A 19,988-nucleotide genomic window follows, 5' to 3' on the forward strand; every position below is an offset into this window, starting at 1 on the left:
TTTACTCCAACTACAAGCTTTTTGTATTTAATAAACTATTCTTATCCTAATCATTTAAGAGAGTTTGGACCTGAATGATGATAGGAAACGTCAATCATCATTTTGACACCATCTACCTTAATATAGCCTGTCCCAAATGCAAGGCCCTTAATATAAAATCCATTCTTAGTTGGAGTAATATCATACACCGTACCATCTCCTGTTAACGGTGTGAGGTGATTTCCTTCAATGAAAGTTGAACTCCCTACAAATAAAGGTAGAATGATTGGTAATACTTCAATCGACTGAACATTATTTGTTGTAGATTGATTAATATTTTCTACTACAGGTGATGCTTGTGCGACTCCAGTTAAGCTACCTAACACAATAACGGCTGCTAAAAAACCAGCTTTTTTCATCTTTAAACACTCCTTTTGTAGATAGAATTTAATTACTTATTACATATGGAATATCTGAACCTCCTAGGAAAAACACTCTTGCTATGGATGTTTTTTTTGAACATTCCATCCAAGTAACATTAGGCATTAATGTAGATAATCGCTTACACGGTTACATATTAAACATAGTCTCTAGATGAGCATTTAGGCAAATCTAATTTGGTTAGCCGTTTCTAAAACTTATATACTACTTTTAGTCCCCTATTACACTCGCAAACAATAACCTTGTTGCTACTACTGATAGCTAACACCTTAACGCACATAGCATTCCTCCTATCAATTTTTTTATATCTTACAATGTCTAGTTTAAAACAAATTCCGCTACATGATTATGTAAATATTTGACAAAATAACGACAAATATAAAAATTTTCCATTTTTTCAAACTATCCTTCCTTTCACTTTGTTTAAATGTGTCAAACTCTTAAGTGAGGAGTTCTAATAAAATAAAAACCCAATTCTCAGCACTAACATTGAGAATTGGGTTTTTTATTTTACATGATGGACCTACTTGTAACAATAAAGCTAAATAACGTAGTAAGCAACGGTTAACAGACATCTTTCATTAATCAAATACCAGTAGAGGCAAGGGAATATTTCTAGATTATTGAAAAACAACTACTTTTCTAGCACTTGAATCTCCAATAATATACAATAATGCCTAAATTCAAGGTCATATAATAATTATTGTATACATCGGTTATTCCATTGCCACACAGATCCAAATTAGAATAATGAATTAATACTTGCTAAGACAGTAAGTACACCTACAAGAATGACAAAGATATTGCTCATTTGTCCTTTGTACTTAGCTAGTACTGGTACTTTATAAATCGCATACATTGGTAATAGACATAGGATAGCAGCAACTAACGGACCGCTCAGCGATTCAATAAGTCCAAGAACACTTGGATTCGCATAAGCTGCATACCAGCATGTTAATACAACAAAGATAAGGATCATCATATTAACTGTCTTTTCTCCTAGATTTTTACCACGTGTTTTACCAAACTTCATAACCAAGTCACGCATTACCTCATGTGCTCCTATATAATGGCCAAGGAACGACTTTGTTATAGCTACAAAAGCAATGATAGGAGCTGCAATCGTAATTAAAGGTTGATCAAGCTCATTAGCAAGGTATGATAGGATTGACAAGTTCTGTTCTTTTGCCATCATAAGATCCTCTGGAGTTAAGCTCAAAGCACTACTCCAAACAAAGAACATAACAACAGCGAATGTCATGATATAACAAACTTTTTGTATTTGAGCAGTTTTAGCATCCACAGCCTTTATTCCGTAGGTAGCTCTCTGTTTCACAACAAATGATGAAATAAGAGGAGAATGATTAAACGAAAATACAATGATTGGTAGTACCATTAATAATGTTGCAAAATATCCTGTTCCTGTTGAACCAGTAGAAGCAGTTGAAAAACTAAGCATCGATGTATTCCACTGTGGAATCAAAGCTACTGCGATAAAGAGTAGAGAAGCTATAAAAGGATATACTAGCATACTCATTATCTTTACAGTGATATCTTGACCAAAATTTAGTATAGCTATAAGACCTAATACTAATACAAGTGATAAAATTGCCCTTGAAGGCTCTTCCATGCCCAATTGATGCACCATAAAACTACTTGTAGTATTTGTAAGTGAAATTGAATACATCAACACAATCGTATAAATAGAGCTGAAATATACGATGTTAAAAATAATACTTGCCTTATTTCCGAAATACTCTCTTATTGTACCTGTAATTCCCTCATCTGCAGAATTAGAAGCGTATATCATTTTAGCAAGCGCCCTATGCGAGTAATACATAACAGGGTATGCAAGTAAGGTAATTAGCAGTAATGATAATAACCCCCCTGAACCTGCATTAATAGGTAAGAAGAGTACTCCTGCTCCAATTGCTGTTCCAAAAAGGCTCATTGCCCATGTAGTATCCTGTTTATTCCATTTTTTAGGATCTAAATATTCTTCATTTTTTACTGCTGTATTTTCAGATTGTAATTCTATTTTTTCTGCAGTATTTCCATTCATATGATGACTCCCCCTCATATCCTATTCTTCCGTCTCTTTTCACGCTTATGAATTCAGACCATTTTTGAAACCGGCCTACAAGGTACGCCAACTTTTGTGTGCTCTTCCTCTAAATGGATTAAAATCCAAAAATTCACTAAGCATTAACCTGAAGGATTTATTAACGCTCACAAAACACCTTAATGGTATAGTAATATCTTTTAGCGATAATAACTTTCCATATACAGACACCTTTAAGAGAACAATAGAGAATAGAATTGTTAATCATTTCACAAAATTGACAATAATTGTTTATTTTTTAGTTATTCCCCTTCTAAAATTTCACTTTTAATGGTAATCTTGTAGGTGTGGTAGCCGAAATTCCGCCTACACCTATCTTTCTTACTTCGCGAGGCATCTCTCTATACATCGCTTCCATACCTTCATCAACATTGATGATTTTTTTACACTGGCTAATGCAATGTCCGCTGCTACTAAAGCATTTGCCGTTCCAATGGTGTTTCTCTTTACATACTGAATTTCTACCAAACCAGCAACCGAATCACAAATTAAATCGAGTAAATGTTGTAATGTAATTGAGGAATTTTCAGAAGATTTCTACGGCATTCCTCGATCATTTCTATTACATCACGAAAATTTAAGTTGTATCTCGATACCAACATACTGTTGACAAAACAAGACCCATCCGACAACGCTTTCATTTTCATATTGAAATAAAATATCCTTCTGATCATACCTTTCTTAGAGCAATCATAACTCAGTAAGTCAAATTTCAGAAGATTGCTTGCAAGGTCTTTAAAATTTTCGCACCAGAATCAGGTTTGATATGTTTCCATAGGTAATAGATTATCTTTGGACGTCTCATTATAACTCGTATATTGATGATTTTGATATTTTTTTATTCTTAAAAATATTCAATAAACAAAATACTAGACAAATAATAAATTAGGCACCGGTTCGCAATGGATTGCTCTTCCTTGTGTTACACTCTATTAATAGCTTAGAACTTATTGAAAGCCCCATCCAATTGGATAGAGCTTCCACGTATCTTTCACCTAATTAAATTACAAATACGCTATTCCCTACTTACAATATTAAAGGGTAAACAACGATTATCTACTGCTTTAATACCTCTTTGAAAATCCGTATAGAAATTTTTGAGTGATTCTAAATTTGTTATCTTCTCATCTAGAAGATATATCTCCTTTTGTCATTTCTCTGTCAATTCTTTACTACTTCCTTCAGATTTCTATTTTTGCAACCATTCAGCAATTACTTTTACTGTTTCATCTTGTTGAGCTTTTGATGTAATTAAACTATCATTATCTCCCTTTTGCTTACCATACATGCCAAAATTAGCATGATTCCCTCCTTTTATCATGTGCATGGTCGTATTTTTTGACATGAAATTCCCTCTGTTTTTTATTTCATCTACAGTTGCTACACCATCTACTTCACCATAAATTGATAACATTGGAATCGATTTGGTAGAAAAATCATCTGCTGGATAAGAAGCTAAGAAAATAATACCTTCTACCTTTTTTTCATGGTGAAAGGCATATCTAGAAATCATCGATCCACCCAGTGAATGCCCAACAACATACCATTTTTGAATTTTAGGATATGTTTCAATTATATCACCTGCTACATTCGTTCCAAGGATTGCTAAATTAAATGGTAATTTAGGCATCACAACAAAATATCCATTGTTTTCAAGACCTTTTCCCAAATAACTGTAAGACTCTACTTCTACCTTTGCTCCTTGATAAAAAATAATCCCTATTTCAGCTTCTTTCTGTCCAAATACCAAGTTCTCTTTATCTTTTTGATCTACTAATGATAAAGCTTCTTCGGTTGGTTTATACGTAAACTGAGACCATACAAAAAAAGTAATACTTCCTATAATCAATATACCTAGTACAGAGTACATAGCGATTTTTATCCATTTCTTCACCTATATCACCTCCCTAAGATGTTTGTATTTTAAACTTATTATGAATACAGCACTTAATGAAATATGGGTAGACTTTACTTTATCTGGAATAACAGACCTGTAAAGTTCCTAAATATAGCCTAGCTTATTTAGTGTAATGAAGTTAAGAGACTAACTCAAGATAATGGAGAGATGAAAGCAGAAAAACAAATGGCTACATGACAGCACTGAAAAAGTTCCTATCATGTAAAGAAACAAAGACTTTCATATTATTACACTTATATTTAATGAAACTTCTCTTTACATGTATTAGATAAACCCGCCCGTTTTTCGTTTTGAGCGACAATTTACTTTTAATTTAATGATGATATGACGGGATTTCAATTACACTCTACTTTTGTATTTCATAAAAAAGACAATAAAAAATCACACATACTTTTATATCCGCATGCGTGATTTTTTATAAGATGATTATTCTGTGGGTACTATTTTAATTGCTTCACACTTATTTTTCTATATACTCAAATAAAAAAGATTCTCCATTGCGATAAAACCTCGGATCATAAACACCTAATTTTTCCTCATTATCCACAACGACTAAAAATGGTGCCCACTGTCGCAATACCTCCGCGCGTGGGTTTTCTGTGAATAATGGTTGTAAATCAGCTTCTTCATGAGAATGGAACGTTTCTACCAGTTCTTTCTCTCCGAACAGACGTTGCTGATACATATGAACAACACTATCGTTTTTTCCAAGTGCAGTAAAATGACCAGGGATAAAACCAGCTGATAATGTTACCTTCTCATAATTTGCAGATGCTTCTTGATAAACAAGATATCCTTGTGCACCTTGAATAGCTACGTGTAGTAAAATGACACACCAAACCATTCGCCATACTTTATATCTTGGAGACATTTTCTTTATTTTGATAAACAAAAATCCAACAAGCATGATGATCCAAATAAGCACATCTACAATAGGAATAACACCCAATGTTATCCGAACTGATGAAACTGGTTCAAGCAAACCCGTTCCCCAGGCATTTAATGAGTCAGAACCAATGTGTATCAATACATTTAGTAAGGCCACATTAAAAATTATTTTATCTTTCTCTTTCCAGATAAAATAGCAAATGGCATAAATAAGGGCAGCCCAAATAGGTGCTAGAAAAATAGAATGACTAAGGCCTCTATGCCACATTTGATACATGGTTCTTCCTTGTTCGCTTATTTGTACAACGAAATCAATATCAGGAATTTGACTTCCAGCAACTGCAGCAACGAATAGCGCCTTTTTCGTCGTTTGCGACATGTTCTCTTTCTTCACAGCACCATAAGTAGTGAGCCCAAACAATGTATGGGTAATAGTATCCATAACTCTCCTCCAATCAATCTCCTAAAACATACGTAACACAAAAGCTGATACTGCATGTTAGTACAACATGTTCTCATTGCTTATCTATTATTTCATATCTTCTCAATCCATTGGATTCTTCCTCTACAGGTCAATTTTCTTTATTTTAGCATGATTTCACATATTTTTTGAGAGAAAAGTATTTTTCAAACATACCCTAATAATATGAGAGCTGCTAGTATTTTCATAGTTCTCACATTGAGGTTAAGATACATTCAATTTGTCAGCAGGACCCTAGTATGGAGTTGGCCCTTGAAACCATTCATCTTCCTCATTCCCTTTATACAATAAAAAGAACACCAAAACATAAAGTAATAAAATACTCTAATGTCTTGATGGCCTCCAGTTTTTCTAGTCAGACTATATTACATTGAAGTTTTCACTCAAAATTCGGTAAAAGTAAATACTTTCTCTCCATCTCTTATCTCTGTTAAACTAACAAAAGATAAATTTAACATCACATTGTATTTAAAAATAGAAAAGAGATGATAGTATGAACAATTATGCCAAACGATCTCTAGCTTGTTCACTTTTTGCATTTTTAACTTTATTCATTTCGGTAAGTGGTTTTACGTTACAAATAGATGGAGCATTTACTATGTTTTTGATAATTGGAGTTTTTGGATTTCTTACACCCATAGCAGGCTTAATTTTTGCATCTGCTGCTAATACCCTTAATCAACAACTATTTCTCGCATTGTTTAATTCAAGTTATTATTTTATATGTTTATACCTATTTTTCAATGATTTTTGAATAATCTCTTTCCACCACTAAATGAAATAATCTTCTATGAAGAGCAGTGAGTATTTACTAACTGCTCTTCATTTGCAAGCTAACTTGAATAATAAGCAATCTTATTTAAATAGTTTTACTATTATAAACTCCCCTTATCAAATTATGAAAGGCTACTAAAGACTATATATTTCGTTCCTCATACTCAAAGGGTTCTTCGCACGAGTAGATTTCATGGAAAAATCCCTTATACAGGATATCTTCTTCTAGGCATTTTATGAGATACGACATTTCCTCGTCACACTCAAGCTCTTCACCATTGTTCCGCATATCCTCGAACTCACCTACTATATTCTCCATAAGAGTTGCTTGAATAAATAAGGGCAACTTATCTAACATTGAATCTTCGATACTAGTCTCGGATTTGTATCCCTCAAGGACTGTTTCAAAATAATCTTTCATAAACTTTTTACGTTTACCTGCGTCTGGTTCAAATTGTATCCAGCCTACTCCGTGTGTCCAAAGATCTGCCAGGTCATACATATACCAACCGAAACATGAATTATCGAAATCATATACGGTTATTTGCCCAGTATCAAAGTCTATCGAATAGTTCCCATCGTTGTAATCAAAATGAATCATACCGAAAGATTCACGGTCTCTGCCCAATCCTTCTAAGGTTTTAAGAAGTTGTACCAATTTTTCTTTAAGTAGAGATAACGAGTCTGGTATTAGTTTATCGATGTATGTGGCATTGTATTTTTCCAAGAAACTATGGCGGCGATGGATAGGAGTATATTCTTTTGATAGTTGGTGCATTTTCCCGAGGACTTTCCCGCAATTATAATAATATTCGGTAATTGGAATGCCTTCTCGGTACCGATAATTATTTTCCACTAGCATTTTTCCTTTGGCCTTTTTAAATAGGCAGATAAAGAAGGTATCATGATGATGAGTAATTTCTTCCAGTAAATTTCCCTTCTTGGAGTTGATTACATCTGAGACACTTCCTCCATTTTCGAATAAATACCTGATATACTCAATTTCACCTAGAAAATCTTCCCGACTTCTATCAGGTAAGAAGGAGATTCTGAGTATTTTTGCATCAGCGCCCTCTTTCTCACAAGAATAAATAACATTACGTCCTCCGATATGAGGCTGAATCAGCCTCATATCATATCCTTCCAACCCGTACAATTCTGATACTAATGGTAATAAACATGCATCACTAATTTTAACAGCATCATTATAAGCCATGCTACTTGCATTCATAAATTGATTTCCCCCTGCCTCTTATTTTTGCTTACAATTAATTATACAACTAAGTATGGTATAATTTAACATTTAGTTAGAGCGTAAATTTACAAAAATCACAAAAGAACAATAAAAATTTTAATACTCTTTCACAAAGTCTCTACATCGCTCTTTTAATCAAGGAGATACATATACATTCATAGTGCTTCAACTATCTCTATATTCCCTATTTTTGCAACCCTTTCGTTCTCGCACTCCAATTCAATTCCTCCACATAATAAAAAGAGACGCTAGCGCGCCTCTTCCATTTCTATTAAACTCCCATGTTTATTAACAGACCTAGCAATCCAGTTACAATAACACCTAGTATAATCCGTAAGATCCAAGTAGTGTTCGTGCTTATTTTCTCTAATTGCTTATTAATTGTAGAGATGTCTTTCTCATTAATCGTTGTCCGAGTTTCTAAGTTACGAATATCCCGCATTATTTCTTTTTGTTCTATTCTTAAATCATCTACTTTCCTATGCAAGTCTTCCATAAATCCACCTCCCTTTTTAAACTTTCACAAACAATCTATATATTTTATGAAAAAAGTAATTTCAAGGTGAATACTTGTCCAGTTCTTTTTAATGCCAAAACAAAAGTTATATTTTGTTTTGGCATTATTGCACACTACCACCTTGTTTTAGTGTTTCTATCTTTAACTTACTTGGTACATCCATATTGTTTTGTTTAACAAATGAAAACAACTGTTCAACATTCAGTGCATCTAAGTTAATATCAGTAGATGTAGCAATTTGTATATAAGCTACTGTTGTACTATCTATCCCATTGGCCAAATCAATATCTACATGTGTAACTTCAAAGTCCGGTTAATCACCTGTTTCCACAAACAATACACGCTTCTCTTCAGCACCCCAATACCCTATTCCTTGCGCTGTTTTACGCATCTCAATAAACATATCTATCAGCTCCTTTCTATTAATTACGATATGTGAAATTTCGTATTCTAGGCATAATAAAAAGCATCCAAATAAATGGATGCCTCCCTCACAATACACAGTGTACTAACAGTCCATAGACGAAGAATCCCAATATCCATCTACTATTTGTACATAGCCAGGACGAAGGTCTTTCTCTACAGTTGCACCTACGCTACCCATCGATAAAGCTAATGCAGCAACCGTTAAAATTGCAATAAACGTCTTTTTCATATCAATCCCTCCTTTCATATGAATGTTATTTTTTCACAAAAGATAGAGATATCCTTTAAATATTTTTCGACAAACAAAAAGAGAAATCACGCACCCATTGCTCTTTTATTTATTCTCTCCGCGCTTCGGCCATCGCATTATGAAGAGTAATCTAACTACAAGTGAAAAACTATTTCTTTTTCAAAGTGGCATAAATCAATGTAGCCCCTAGTAAAATCAACATTAATTTAAATGCATTATCAAACAACAATGATGTCCATAAAAAGAAATTAAACATGTATTTCAACTCCTTTTAAGCATAATAAAAAGCACTCCTTAAGGAGTACTTTCAAATATTATTTTTCTTTTTTAAATATAAATTTAATACTATTTGTATGAACAGAAACTTCACCCGCGGTTCCTGCTCCCTTAACAACTGGTAAAGCTGATACAAGTTCCCATCCCAGTTCACCAAATCCTACTAACTCATCTTCTAACCCATCATCATTATTCGAATAAGGATCGTTGTCATAAGTGAAAACTTTGTAGATAAATTGTTTCATATGCTGCACCTCCTTTCATGTCTTGGATTCGACAAAAAAAGAAGATATCCTACATAAAAAGAAGCGATTATATACTAAATTGGAATTTTTGTTTAAAACCTATAAAAGCAAATACTTTCTTTCAATCTCGTATCTCTGTTAAACTGACAAAGGATAAATTTAACATCCTATTATATTTGTAACTAGAAAAGAGATGATATTATGAACATTTGGGCTAAACTATCTTTAGCTTGTATACCTACTGCACTTCTCACTCTTACAAGTAGTTATAAACTACTAGCACTATTCGGAGATTATGGCGTTCTTTTTATGAATGTGTTTCTATCGATAGGAATGTATTTACCCATTCTAGGTGGCTTTTTAGCATTTGGTGCTCGAAAACCGCTTCAAATTATTTTGCTTGCTCTATTGAACTTCAGTTATCTTCCTATTTTAATGGCAACCATCATGTACATGGCTTCTCCATAAACTATTTTTTTGTTCAGTTTCACTTATTGATGGTTGTAAATAGAATTATACTGATGAAAAGTAGCAGAATTATGAAAAATCTCACTACATTGCCCTATTTATTTTTATTAATTGCAGTAACGACCAAAACTATTGATATAACATTTACATTTTTATATAGTAATTTCCCCAATGTTACTTTATTAATTAGTCGCGTTATCGGATTTACTTTAGCTTGGTTTGGAAATTGTAATAATAACTGCACTGACAATATCTATCCCTAACGTTTGTAAAAATCCCATATAGATTGCACTGTCCTTCTATCCTAGCAAACAGGTAAAAAGAAAAAGATAGATACAAACAGAGAAATTCTGCTTGTTCTATCCTTTTGTGGTACTACAAATGATCTCATATACTACTACAATGTATCTGTTTTTTGATATATACAAAAAGGCACATGATTCACTGGTAAACCTAGTTAATGCGCCCTTTCATGTTAACCTTATTACTCTAAACTCTTTAATACTTCATTTAATTCATCACGTTCTTTTGTTAAACGTTCACGTGCTTCTTTCTTTTGTTCTTCTGTTAAATTATTCGTTTTAATTAAATCTTTTATTGTTTGTAGGTAATCTTCGGGTTGTGGGCAAGGCGTTTCTGATTGTGTGTCGCCGATTGCGGTAATAGCATAATAGATACCTTTCTGATCTGTCCCCTGACCTACGGTGTAGATTGTTCCATCTTTCCCAATTGTAATATTACTGTCCGCTGCTGTATTTATATGTCCGTCAATAGGATTTTCCCATTTTAGAGATCCATCTGAGTTTAATGCCAGAATCCCTTTTCGTTCTGGTGCGAAATAAACAATCCCATTTTTATCTATTACTGAAGTTCCAAACAAAGCTTTCTCCTTTTTTTTCCATTTAATTGAACCATCAGGATTATGTGCGTATATGTAGTCATAACCACCTAAATAAATAGTTCCATCTTTAGAAGAAACAGTAGGGGCGCTTAGAATATTTTCTTCTGTTTTCCACTCATTTTTGACTTTACCATCTGGTCCGATAACATAAATAAAGCTCCCATGATTATAATAAATATCCCCATTCGGTCCTAAAGTGAATCCTTTTGCTCCGGCAACATTTTTTTCTAAATCTATTGTCCATTGCTGTTTTCCATTTTTATCGTGAGCGTAAAATGATACACTGCCTGCACGAGCTAGATATGTGTGGATTAATCCGTTTTGAGAAATAAATATTTCCCCTGTTCCACTAGCTACTTTTTCAGATTTCCATTTTAACGAACCGTCCTTGTGATATGCCTCAATTGTTCCATTCACACGATTATGTATATAGATAGTACCGTCCTTATCTATACTAGGGCTTCTATATACATGTGTATCTATTTTCCACTGTAATGATCCGTCTGGATTATACGCTTGTAAATTCCAGTTAGTTGTTACATAAATAGTACCGTCTTCTCCGATAACCGGTGTGTTTATAAACTCGTGACCAGATTTTCCCCATTTAATTGAACCATCTTTATTTAAAGCGTAAAATTTCTTTTCTCCAAAATTTGTTACATATAGAGTACCGTCTTTACCGATAGCAGGACGGCTTTCAAATTTACTATTGCGTGATTTAAACTGCCATTTTATTTCGTTCTTATCTGAACCAGCATACGGGAAATTATTAGACCAGTTGTTCCCATATGCAAACTCAGCCTCCGTATCATACTTCCCCTGCTCAAATTGATTTCCCTGATAATTACTATTAGCTTGAGCCGTTGTACTAGGCGTTGCTACACTGAAAATCATCGCCGAAGCCGTAAGTGCTAAAAGTGATTTCTTCATTTTCTTTCTCCTAATATGTTTTTAAACTCCGTTATATATATCGTCTTTTTGGAAGAAATTTCAATAAAAAGCAAGTGAATAAATAAAAAAGACGGACCTTCCAAAGAAAGTCCGTCCATTTATTACGCAATAGATAATGTTTTTTTCGTTATAATACTAATAGTCAACTAATTATATAGAGTATAGAGGTTATAATTCTTAGGCTATTATCGAAAGAATAGCCGTTTACATGCGACCCTAGTCGTCCTATTATATAATAATCCCTGTATTTAGTGACCTGTAGACTTATTATAGTTTACTGGGTCAGCATTGGTATAAACATACGAATTGATACCTTCGCTACCGAAAGAGCTTAAGCTATCAGGCGTAGAAAATCGCATTAGCGTCAACTTATGAATACGATTTCCTAAAAGATAGTGTCCTGTCACTTGATTCAACTGCTCACCTGCAAGTGCTCTTTTTATCTTTGGGGTATTCATATTAGTAAGCTGCTTTTCAACTAATGTAGATAATTACGTATGTCCACCTACTGAGAGGCTCCCTACAGACCAAAAAGAGATAGTAGGTTAATCCTTTACATCTTCCTTGCATCTTTCACTAACTAGCTGCCATAACGCGGTGTTTTCTTTATTTTCCGGTCCAATCCTATTACAATTTTTATATTGAAGCTTTGAATTCCTTTATTTTTTTGCATTAAACACTAATAAATTTCCCAAAGATAACTAATTATTATGTCGTTTGTTAACTTCAATTGTAATGAACTCCGGCAAATAGCTGGGAGTACATCCTTTTGCTACTATTTCATCTTTGTAAAGACCCGTTTTCTCACCAAGTTTAATACAACGTGCACGATTCTTTTCATCATGAACGCCTATCCAGCCTGCGGTGAAATTCATAGCCCATTGAACTTCCGGTTCTTCCTGTCTAATATTAGCTTCTAATGCAGATAGCAAGTATGCGGTGTTATCAGGCGGTGTTTGTCCAGTCCATCTCAATCGCGCTTGATAATACCAGAAAGTTCGCCTTTGAAGAGCAGAAGGACTATTTTCCCATGACTCCATCAATGCAATTTTCTGCTTGTCTTTGGTGAGCTGATTAGCCATTAACCAATCCATTAAGTTATTTCGCTCATCAAAAGTGTGAGTCTGCATATCCTTATCAAGCTTATTTAGCGCATCTTGTGAAAGAAGTTTTTTGTCCATAATTAAGATTGCTAATAGTCTGGGCAAAAACTCTTCGGTTGACCAAAGTTCCATAGCTAGTTCGTGATCTTTTTTAATGTCCTTCGCGATTTTTCGTAAGTCGCCTAGCTTAGTTTTACTATTGATCTGAAGTAGAATGTTTTCTGCTTTTGAAAAGCGTTCTATTTCTGTACCTTTCTTTTCATTCATTATTATACAACTCCTTTATTAAAGTACTGTTTCATAATATGGCCTTGACGGGATATATCAAGAACTTAATTTTGTTATAAGCCTTATTGCAATGGTATGCCTCCAAAGTTAATATTGTATTATATATCGTATTAAAACTTTCTCCACCTATAATATAGAAGAGCAACCATCTTTAATATAATAATAACACACGCGTGTTTTATTATATTAAAGATGGTACCTAGGGGTTTGTGATACGTTAAGGTTGTTTTCATCGACCGCAATGTAAAAAAGGGCATTATATTATACTTGGGGTCCTGCCGCATCGCCATCAAGCTAAGAGTGCCAAGAGTGTATATGTGAGTGTGTTTCTTTGAAATTTCTATGACTCTATTAAAGGTGTGCATAACAAATAAACCTATTAATTAGGTGCAAAAAAACATTATGCAACCTTGTGATTTTTTGACCTCGTATAATCGTACACAACACCTAAGATATCAAAGACGGTTTTCTTTTCGTACCGGTGAGATTTCCTTCCATTTTTCTCTAAAAGGTAAAACAAACGCAGCAAAACTTTTAATAATTCATCGGTTCCCTTCTGTATTCCTTCATAAAATAGTAGATAATAATTTTTTATCATATAGATGGATTTGTATTCACTTAACTCTTTCTTTCTCTTGTTCAAGAGTAACTGACGCATTTTGAACATCGTTGATGAACAGAGTAAAATGCTAATGAGCTGCCCGTATAAATGGCATTCTAAGCGTTCTTTTTTGACTTCTTTGCACTTATCAATTTGAAAGAAAGATTTCCATGTTTTGAACAAAATTTCTATTTGCCAGCGTAATGAATACAGGTCATGGATATGTTCTGTTGGAACATTATCTACAGAAAGATTTGTAATATACACGTTGATCCCACTTAATCGTTTACTTCGTTCTTTGTAGATAATACCTTTCTTCTTTTCTTTTTTAGCTTGTTCTTTTAGTCTTTTCTCTGTTTGTTCTTTTGTTAATCGATGAATAATAACACGAGATGGTAATTTTTGATACTGTCCAATGTATGCTTCTGAAATTTCCATTGTTTGACCAGGAGACAGTTGATTCATAAGTTCTTCCATATCTAACTGAATATAGAGTGTTCCTTTCTTCACAGTCCCATTTTGAAAATACTCTGGCTTCTCATTCTTACGATAGATTCGGGAATTTAATTTCAAACGTGAGATATAGTAAGCCCCTTTATCATGGATACCCTGTAAGTCATGTAAATCGAAATAGCCTAAATCTCTTATATATAAGTCTTTTGATCGAATGGTTTGTAGGGTTGTTGAACCGAAGGTTTTATCATTTTCTCTTCCTTCTCCTACATAAACGTGCAGGAACTTCCCACTCAATAGATCATACTCTAATTGAATTTTGACTCCTGCCGTATGACTACTTCCACCTGAACCTTGGTAATGTGAAGAAAACGTATCTGGAAGTTGAAATGTTGTAGAATCTAGAATTCGAATGTGCTTAAAGGTCGTGGAATATTGATGAATTATTTCTTTTGTGGAATAAATTCTTTGAGTTAGAAGATTGGCTAGAACTTGTTCAAGAAACTGTACTGCGGAAGTATTAAATCGTTGATTTAGCCCTTCGGGGCTAATAAGAACACCTGTAGCTACTTCAAGATAGCTACATAATTTTGTGAGCGATGTACTTGCAACCTGCTGGCTCAGCCATACACATAAAGCAACTAACTCCTTTGCTTGATATTTACTCTTTCGCTGAACAAATCCTTTATCTTTAGCTAGATGTTCTAGAACGTCAGGAGACATATGCCGTTGTAATTCTTCAGCAATCGGTCGAAGTTCGTCAAGAATCGAAAGATTCATAAAAAAACGCCATCCTTTCTTATAATTCTATAGAAAGGATAACGTTTTATTTACTTGATGAATAGTGAAAAATCTTAGCTTGATGGGGATGGGGTCACATCACCAAAAGTAAAGAATTGTACGTTTAGGGTACCCACCGACCAAACACAAATTTCGTAAACTAAGAAAAGTTACATAAAGAAAAAGTCGATTTCCTTGTACAAGGCCTGGTCACAGGGTTGCTGCTCTAATTTGTTAGATTAGTTACATAAAATGTAACTCGCTTACTAATTTCCCCTAGAAATCTTAGTGTGCTTTTAGGCAGAAGAAGAGCCTTATTTGATTGTTATAGTTGATCCATCTTTAGAGTACAACATCAATATCACCCCAGCTATACATACTACCCAAGATAGAACTGAATTTGTACTAGCTGATATTTTATTTTGAATCTTGATTAATTTTGAATTTATACGACTTCCACATATTTTATATCCTAATAAGATCAATAAACCTGGTAATATCATAATAAAATTATATGCAGCTATAATTAAAAGTTTATTATAAAACGGTAGATTAATTGTTGATAATATGCCAATAGCAACAAAATACGGTAAAGCTGTACCTGCTTCAATTAAAAAAGTAACAATGCCAATAACTATTATTGAAAATATACCTTGAGTTTTAGGTTTTAGAATATTATTTTTTTTATTTGTAGGGATAAAGAAGCTAACTACAAATAAAATTAGTCCCATATTAAAAAGAACTGATTTATTTTGAAAAGCGCTTGAGAACGCTTCAATAATATAATCTAAACCTAAAATTCCTATAATACCTAGTGAAAAATACAATATCATAACTGTAATTAGATATGTTGATAATCTTGTGATTAAATTTTTATTATCCGATAAAATAAGATAGAGTGTAACACCAATTATTGTGGGGCTTAATGTATCTAATAGAGCTAAACCACCTAAATAAATTAATATATCCGTTCCCAAAAGAAATATTCCTCCTTAATATAATTTTGTTCCAACTCCAATATATGTTAACCCATTCTTAGGGGTAATTGTAATAACTAAACATAGTTTTTATTATGGGTTTTTGAACACTTTCTTCCTTAAAAATAACATATATAACTTTCTATAATTGTATTTATAAAAAATATTGGTTTTCTGAACAAATGTGTCTAAACGTACAATTTTTTACTTTTGGTGATGTGACCCCGTGTACATATTTCTTACTACTTTTGCCGAAACTATGAAACTTGTACACTGTACCGTAGAAAATCATCCATTCTTTATCATTAAGTGTACATATCTAATTCATTATTTTCTATAAGTAATATTCAATGTATATAAAACGAGTGTAGTAGGAATCGGAATAACGATTATGTAATGTTAGGATTCACAACAAAAAGCCATATCAACAAAATAATACATAATATTCCAAATAAATATTTACAAATTATTACATTAATTGTAATATAATCAATATGTTCATAATTTAATAAAGGGGGGGTTATAATGTTAAGGAAAATTTTAACAGGTGGTATCCTGGCAAGTATTTTATTTATAGGTATTCCTACTAATGTAAGCGCTGAAGTGACGGCTAAAAAGTGGGTTGAAAGACATGAGAGGCCATTTTACAACGCTGATCCGAATCATCTGCCATCTTTATCTGATTACAATGATGGCGATGGATATATTGGCACTTTGAATAAGGTTGATCAAGCATGTTCTCAAAGTCAATTAACAGGAGACTGGTTTTGTTATGGTTATTATTCAGGTTGGATATACGCGGTGCAATAATTCATTAGGACGCTATTTTAGTGTCCTTTTTTATATGCAAAAACGAGAGCAATCGATTATCGCTCTCTCTTACTTAGATACTTTTCTCTGTACTCTTCCTTGTTCATGCATCTCAATTTATCTACTAGTTGCGGGTCTACCTTTTCATTTTCGATGTTATCAACTACCACTTCATGTACTTCTTGTGGATCATAACCCATTTCTTCAAGTACATGTACAATTCCATCATACTTACCAAGAACATAGTCATTGTCCGTTTTATTTAATTCTTTCTTCAACTCCATTAATATTGCAATCATCATCATTTCAGGTTGCTTAATCATTACATCCACCATCCTTTTTATGTATCGACTAACATTTCAATGTAATGATGTAGAAGTCCTGCAATGGACAAATAAAAAAGCGTAACGATTCTATTCGCTACGCTTTTTTATTTACTATAATCCGAAATCCATACCGTCACCGATAAGATCAGCAACATCTTCCGAAACTTCTTCAGGCACTTCACTTTCTTCTGCGTTGTCCAAGACATCAGATTCAATGGATGCGGAAGTTTCTTCCGTTCCAGATAACGAAGAGGCACCAAGTCCACTTGCATAATACATTAAGAATTGCATTGGAGCTTGCGTCCCGCATTTCTCTGCTAGGAGCTGGTATACTTTTAAACACTCTTTTACTTTATCCGTTGTATAACCACGAGTTCCTGCGCCTTCTTTTTCGAAGTTTGCAATCAAGTTCGCGACTTCTATATCTTTGCTAGAATCATAGTACAATTGGATTTTGTTCTTACTCATCTTGCTATTGCCTTTCCAAACTCATTATATCCACGTACATTAGCCGTTTGGCCATCTTCTAATACTTCAAAGTTCTTGTCTTCACGCGCTTCGAAGAAGTCTTTGTAAGTGTACTACTCCGCCCGTAAAAATCACTTTATCGTAAGCACGTAAGTCGAACTTGTTGTCTTGTAAGAAAGTGAAGATGCTATTGAAATGCTTCTTCAAGATCGCTTGCACTTCCTTCTTTTTTATAATAGAGATGTTAGCTCCACCTAATGTTAATTCATTTTGCAATAAATTCGGTACATTAGAGATTGTAAGTGTCTTAAGAGAACCGTATTCTTCTGATAACATGTTGTAAATTTCTATGTATGCTTCTTTCACACCTTCATTGTTACCAGCACGCTTCACACTAGTCTTCCCTTTAAGTTCCGTTACGTCTAGTGTTCCGTGACCGCAGTCCACTACTAACGTAAGGTCCTTATTAGGTGTTACTTTCTTTGTAGATACGGCATATAGGGGTCACCATATAGGTAATCTTTATATTGAGTATCGATTTAGACATTGAATAATGAAAGGTGTTTTCCAAATACAAGGTATTCCAAAAGCAATGAGATTTTATAGTGTGAAACTACGTTAGTTTGCTGTTCTGTAAACGGGCAACATACTTGTAATAATTGAAACGATTTATATAAGCAAAGGCAACCAAGTTTGTGAATAAATGTACCTAAAATCGCAGAAGAACAGAGCTGTCATCTATACGGCTTTTTCTTATGCAGCTAACGAGTTAGTTTAAGTAGGTTGGGGTTCTGTGATATTCTTATATAAGAATATCACAGGGGAGATATCAAATGATTAAAGGGATATATGAATTTATTAGTGAAGAACAGTTAAAAAAGTATGCAGAACTTGCTGTACGAGCTGGTGTAAATCTGCAAAAAAATCAATTATTGATTATTCATAGTGATATACAAAATGCTACGTTTGCACGTCTAATTCAAACGGCGGCCTATGAGATGGGAGCTTCAAATGTATTTATAGATTGGACAGATGAACAGTCTACCAAAGAATTTTACTTAAATGCAGCAGATAGTGCCATCGATCATTTTCCTGATTGGCAGGTTGCCCGTTTCAGGGAGTGGGACGATGCAGGTGCTGCTTACATCCATATTATTTCTGAAAACTTAGATGTCTTTAAGAAGGTTTCCACAGAACGGATAAGTCGTTTTCAAAAGGTCTATCGTACTAAATTAAGGGATTATTATGCAAAAATCAGATCCCATGAGGTACGCTGGTGTCTTCTAGCAGTCCCATACGTTGTATGGGCAAGTAAAGTATTTCCCAACCTAAGTAAAGAAGAAGCTGTACAATCATTATGGAAATTAATTTTACAAGGATCTCGAGCGGATGGGAAAAATCCTATAAAAGATTGGGAAAATCACAATAAAGCTTTCGAATCTCGGAAAAAAATCCTAAATGAGAGCCAATTTGAGGCCTTGCATTTTACTAGTAGCCGTGGAACAGATTTATTAGTTGGCCTACCTAAAAATCATCTCTATATCGGTGGGGGCGTCATAGATAAAGCAGGAATACCTTTCTTTCCGAACATTCCTACGGAAGAAATATTTTCTGCTCCCCATAAAAATAAGGTGAACGGCAAATTGGTAGCTACTAAACCTCTTATCTTTGGGGGAAGTATCATTGATGATTTTTTTCTAACTTTTAAAGAAGGACGGATTACTGACTATTCTGCCGCTACTGGGAAAGAAGCGTTACAAAGTCTCATCGAAACAGACGAAGGTTCACATTATCTAGGTGAAATCGCCTTGGTCTCTAACAATTCTCCTCTTTCTCAGGCAGATACTCTCTTTTACAACACCTTGTTTGATGAAAATACAGCCTGCCATATTGGAATCGGAAACGCCTCTCCTTCCAACCTTCAAAATGGAAGCAACCTATCGGAGGAAGAGTTGAAGGAAGCAGGCCTTAATACTTCACTCCTGTTAGTCAATGTGACCTTTGGTACCAAAGATATGAAAGTAGTGGGTATTAAAGAAGGTGGAACTGAAGTCCTTCTAATGAAGGGTGGGGATTTCCAATTCTAATTTGGCTACACCTAAACAGAGGAAACGGATTTCTGATGGCTTATACTTAGTTCTATTTAAATCAAATTCCTCAGAGAAGCAATATCCTTTTAAGCAACAAAAGTCTGTTAGATTAATCCAGTTTTAAACAACTTTAAAGAGCCTTGCTACATTCTAGTGTGTTAAGGCTATTTAAAGTTGTTTAATTTGTGGAAGGCGAATAA

General features: G+C 33.9%; 20 protein-coding genes and 1 pseudogene. 3 read left to right on the forward strand and 18 right to left on the reverse strand.

Going from position 1 to position 19,988, the window contains the following annotated elements:
- Nucleotides 1-50: 50 nt before the first annotated feature.
- From IEV41_RS06590 to IEV41_RS06635, 10 genes and pseudogenes are all read right to left on the reverse strand, one after another.
- The gene (locus IEV41_RS06590; protein ID WP_188387612.1) at nt 51-398 is read right to left on the reverse strand and encodes a hypothetical protein; all 348 of its coding nucleotides are present in this window, start codon (nt 396-398) and stop codon (nt 51-53) included.
- A gap of 764 nt (nt 399-1,162) precedes the next feature.
- The gene (locus IEV41_RS06595) at nt 1,163-2,482 is read right to left on the reverse strand and encodes an aromatic amino acid transport family protein (protein WP_188387613.1); all 1,320 of its coding nucleotides are present in this window, start codon (nt 2,480-2,482) and stop codon (nt 1,163-1,165) included.
- A 313-nt stretch (nt 2,483-2,795) separates the two neighbouring features.
- Nucleotides 2,796-3,079, reverse strand: a pseudogene (locus tag IEV41_RS06600) (L-serine ammonia-lyase, iron-sulfur-dependent, subunit alpha); the annotation flags it as partial.
- A gap of 652 nt (nt 3,080-3,731) precedes the next feature.
- Complete coding sequence (locus IEV41_RS06605) at nt 3,732-4,436, reverse strand: alpha/beta hydrolase (RefSeq protein WP_188387614.1); 705 nt, start codon at nt 4,434-4,436, stop codon at nt 3,732-3,734.
- Between the two features lie 484 nt (nt 4,437-4,920).
- Complete coding sequence (locus IEV41_RS06610; RefSeq protein WP_188387615.1) at nt 4,921-5,790, reverse strand: metal-dependent hydrolase; 870 nt, start codon at nt 5,788-5,790, stop codon at nt 4,921-4,923.
- Nucleotides 5,791-6,745: 955 nt separating this feature from the next.
- Nucleotides 6,746-7,834: a phosphotransferase enzyme family protein gene (locus IEV41_RS06615; RefSeq protein WP_188387616.1), complete on the reverse strand. Its 1,089-nt coding sequence runs from the start codon at nt 7,832-7,834 to the stop codon at nt 6,746-6,748.
- 295 nt (nt 7,835-8,129) lie between these two features.
- Complete coding sequence (locus tag IEV41_RS06620; protein ID WP_188387617.1) at nt 8,130-8,354, reverse strand: hemolysin XhlA family protein; 225 nt, start codon at nt 8,352-8,354, stop codon at nt 8,130-8,132.
- Between the two features lie 124 nt (nt 8,355-8,478).
- Entirely contained in the window at nt 8,479-8,655 is a 177-nt protein-coding gene (locus IEV41_RS19985; RefSeq protein ID WP_229722161.1) for a hypothetical protein, read from the reverse strand.
- Nucleotides 8,656-8,883: 228 nt separating this feature from the next.
- A complete protein-coding gene (locus tag IEV41_RS06630; RefSeq protein WP_188387618.1) occupies nt 8,884-9,030 on the reverse strand; it encodes a hypothetical protein in 147 nt (48 codons plus the stop codon).
- Between the two features lie 335 nt (nt 9,031-9,365).
- Nucleotides 9,366-9,572, reverse strand: coding sequence for a hypothetical protein (locus IEV41_RS06635; protein ID WP_188387619.1), 207 nt, complete (start codon nt 9,570-9,572; stop codon nt 9,366-9,368).
- 201 nt (nt 9,573-9,773) lie between these two features.
- Here IEV41_RS06635 and IEV41_RS06640 point away from each other — a divergent pair, with 201 nt between their 5' ends.
- Complete coding sequence (locus IEV41_RS06640; protein ID WP_188387620.1) at nt 9,774-10,040, forward strand: hypothetical protein; 267 nt, start codon at nt 9,774-9,776, stop codon at nt 10,038-10,040.
- Nucleotides 10,041-10,524: 484 nt separating this feature from the next.
- Here the strand turns inward: IEV41_RS06640 and IEV41_RS06645 are convergent, their stop codons facing one another.
- The 5 genes from IEV41_RS06645 to IEV41_RS06665 all read right to left on the reverse strand — a co-directional run bounded on the left by IEV41_RS06645 (nt 10,525) and on the right by IEV41_RS06665 (nt 16,094).
- Nucleotides 10,525-11,871, reverse strand: a complete 1,347-nt coding sequence (locus IEV41_RS06645; protein WP_188387621.1) for an outer membrane protein assembly factor BamB — start codon at nt 11,869-11,871, stop codon at nt 10,525-10,527.
- A 269-nt stretch (nt 11,872-12,140) separates the two neighbouring features.
- Nucleotides 12,141-12,350: an RHS repeat-associated core domain-containing protein gene (locus IEV41_RS20345; protein ID WP_188387622.1), complete on the reverse strand. Its 210-nt coding sequence runs from the start codon at nt 12,348-12,350 to the stop codon at nt 12,141-12,143.
- A 243-nt stretch (nt 12,351-12,593) separates the two neighbouring features.
- Complete coding sequence (locus tag IEV41_RS06655) at nt 12,594-13,262, reverse strand: DNA alkylation repair protein (RefSeq protein ID WP_188387623.1); 669 nt, start codon at nt 13,260-13,262, stop codon at nt 12,594-12,596.
- Between the two features lie 421 nt (nt 13,263-13,683).
- Nucleotides 13,684-15,117: an IS4 family transposase gene (locus tag IEV41_RS06660; protein ID WP_188387624.1), complete on the reverse strand. Its 1,434-nt coding sequence runs from the start codon at nt 15,115-15,117 to the stop codon at nt 13,684-13,686.
- Between the two features lie 314 nt (nt 15,118-15,431).
- Complete coding sequence (locus IEV41_RS06665; RefSeq protein ID WP_188387625.1) at nt 15,432-16,094, reverse strand: GAP family protein; 663 nt, start codon at nt 16,092-16,094, stop codon at nt 15,432-15,434.
- Between the two features lie 525 nt (nt 16,095-16,619).
- Between IEV41_RS06665 and IEV41_RS06670 the strand changes: the two genes are divergently transcribed.
- On the forward strand, nt 16,620-16,904 hold the full coding sequence (locus tag IEV41_RS06670) for a hypothetical protein (RefSeq protein WP_188387626.1): 285 nt from the start codon (nt 16,620-16,622) through the stop codon (nt 16,902-16,904).
- Between the two features lie 56 nt (nt 16,905-16,960).
- Here IEV41_RS06670 and IEV41_RS06675 read toward each other — a convergent pair whose 3' ends face one another.
- The 3 genes from IEV41_RS06675 to IEV41_RS06685 all read right to left on the reverse strand — a co-directional run bounded on the left by IEV41_RS06675 (nt 16,961) and on the right by IEV41_RS06685 (nt 18,145).
- Nucleotides 16,961-17,227 (reverse strand): hypothetical protein, encoded by a 267-nt coding sequence (locus IEV41_RS06675; protein WP_188387627.1) that lies wholly within the window; start codon nt 17,225-17,227, stop codon nt 16,961-16,963.
- A gap of 114 nt (nt 17,228-17,341) precedes the next feature.
- A complete protein-coding gene (locus IEV41_RS06680; RefSeq protein WP_188387628.1) occupies nt 17,342-17,698 on the reverse strand; it encodes a hypothetical protein in 357 nt (118 codons plus the stop codon).
- 81 nt (nt 17,699-17,779) lie between these two features.
- Nucleotides 17,780-18,145 (reverse strand): acetate and sugar kinases/Hsc70/actin family protein, encoded by a 366-nt coding sequence (locus IEV41_RS06685; RefSeq protein ID WP_229722162.1) that lies wholly within the window; start codon nt 18,143-18,145, stop codon nt 17,780-17,782.
- A 386-nt stretch (nt 18,146-18,531) separates the two neighbouring features.
- On the opposite strand from IEV41_RS06685, the gene IEV41_RS06690 reads away from it, so the two are divergent.
- A complete protein-coding gene (locus IEV41_RS06690) occupies nt 18,532-19,785 on the forward strand; it encodes an aminopeptidase (protein WP_188387629.1) in 1,254 nt (417 codons plus the stop codon).
- Nucleotides 19,786-19,988 lie beyond the last annotated feature (203 nt).

The sequence above is a fragment of the Priestia taiwanensis genome (assembly GCF_014638355.1).
GTDB classification, from domain to species: domain Bacteria; phylum Bacillota; class Bacilli; order Bacillales; family Bacillaceae_G; genus Priestia_D; species Priestia_D taiwanensis.

What these genes read in the sequence shown, in the direction of transcription:
- IEV41_RS06590 (WP_188387612.1), bottom strand. Translation starts at nt 398, where the DNA reads ATGAAAAAAGCTGGTTTTTTAGCAGCCGTTATTGTGTTAGGTAGCTTA.
- IEV41_RS06595 (WP_188387613.1), bottom strand. Translation starts at nt 2,482, where the DNA reads ATGAATGGAAATACTGCAGAAAAAATAGAATTACAATCTGAAAATACA.
- IEV41_RS06610 (WP_188387615.1), bottom strand. Translation starts at nt 5,790, where the DNA reads ATGGATACTATTACCCATACATTGTTTGGGCTCACTACTTATGGTGCT.
- IEV41_RS06615 (WP_188387616.1), bottom strand. Translation starts at nt 7,834, where the DNA reads ATGAATGCAAGTAGCATGGCTTATAATGATGCTGTTAAAATTAGTGAT.
- IEV41_RS06620 (WP_188387617.1), bottom strand. Translation starts at nt 8,354, where the DNA reads ATGGAAGACTTGCATAGGAAAGTAGATGATTTAAGAATAGAACAAAAA.
- IEV41_RS06630 (WP_188387618.1), bottom strand. Translation starts at nt 9,030, where the DNA reads ATGAAAAAGACGTTTATTGCAATTTTAACGGTTGCTGCATTAGCTTTA.
- IEV41_RS06635 (WP_188387619.1), bottom strand. Translation starts at nt 9,572, where the DNA reads ATGAAACAATTTATCTACAAAGTTTTCACTTATGACAACGATCCTTAT.
- IEV41_RS06640 (WP_188387620.1), top strand. Translation starts at nt 9,774, where the DNA reads ATGAACATTTGGGCTAAACTATCTTTAGCTTGTATACCTACTGCACTT.
- IEV41_RS06645 (WP_188387621.1), bottom strand. Translation starts at nt 11,871, where the DNA reads ATGAAGAAATCACTTTTAGCACTTACGGCTTCGGCGATGATTTTCAGT.
- IEV41_RS20345 (WP_188387622.1), bottom strand. Translation starts at nt 12,350, where the DNA reads ATGAATACCCCAAAGATAAAAAGAGCACTTGCAGGTGAGCAGTTGAAT.
- IEV41_RS06655 (WP_188387623.1), bottom strand. Translation starts at nt 13,262, where the DNA reads ATGAATGAAAAGAAAGGTACAGAAATAGAACGCTTTTCAAAAGCAGAA.
- IEV41_RS06660 (WP_188387624.1), bottom strand. Translation starts at nt 15,117, where the DNA reads ATGAATCTTTCGATTCTTGACGAACTTCGACCGATTGCTGAAGAATTA.
- IEV41_RS06670 (WP_188387626.1), top strand. Translation starts at nt 16,620, where the DNA reads ATGTTAAGGAAAATTTTAACAGGTGGTATCCTGGCAAGTATTTTATTT.
- IEV41_RS06675 (WP_188387627.1), bottom strand. Translation starts at nt 17,227, where the DNA reads ATGATTAAGCAACCTGAAATGATGATGATTGCAATATTAATGGAGTTG.
- IEV41_RS06680 (WP_188387628.1), bottom strand. Translation starts at nt 17,698, where the DNA reads ATGAGTAAGAACAAAATCCAATTGTACTATGATTCTAGCAAAGATATA.
- IEV41_RS06690 (WP_188387629.1), top strand. Translation starts at nt 18,532, where the DNA reads ATGATTAAAGGGATATATGAATTTATTAGTGAAGAACAGTTAAAAAAG.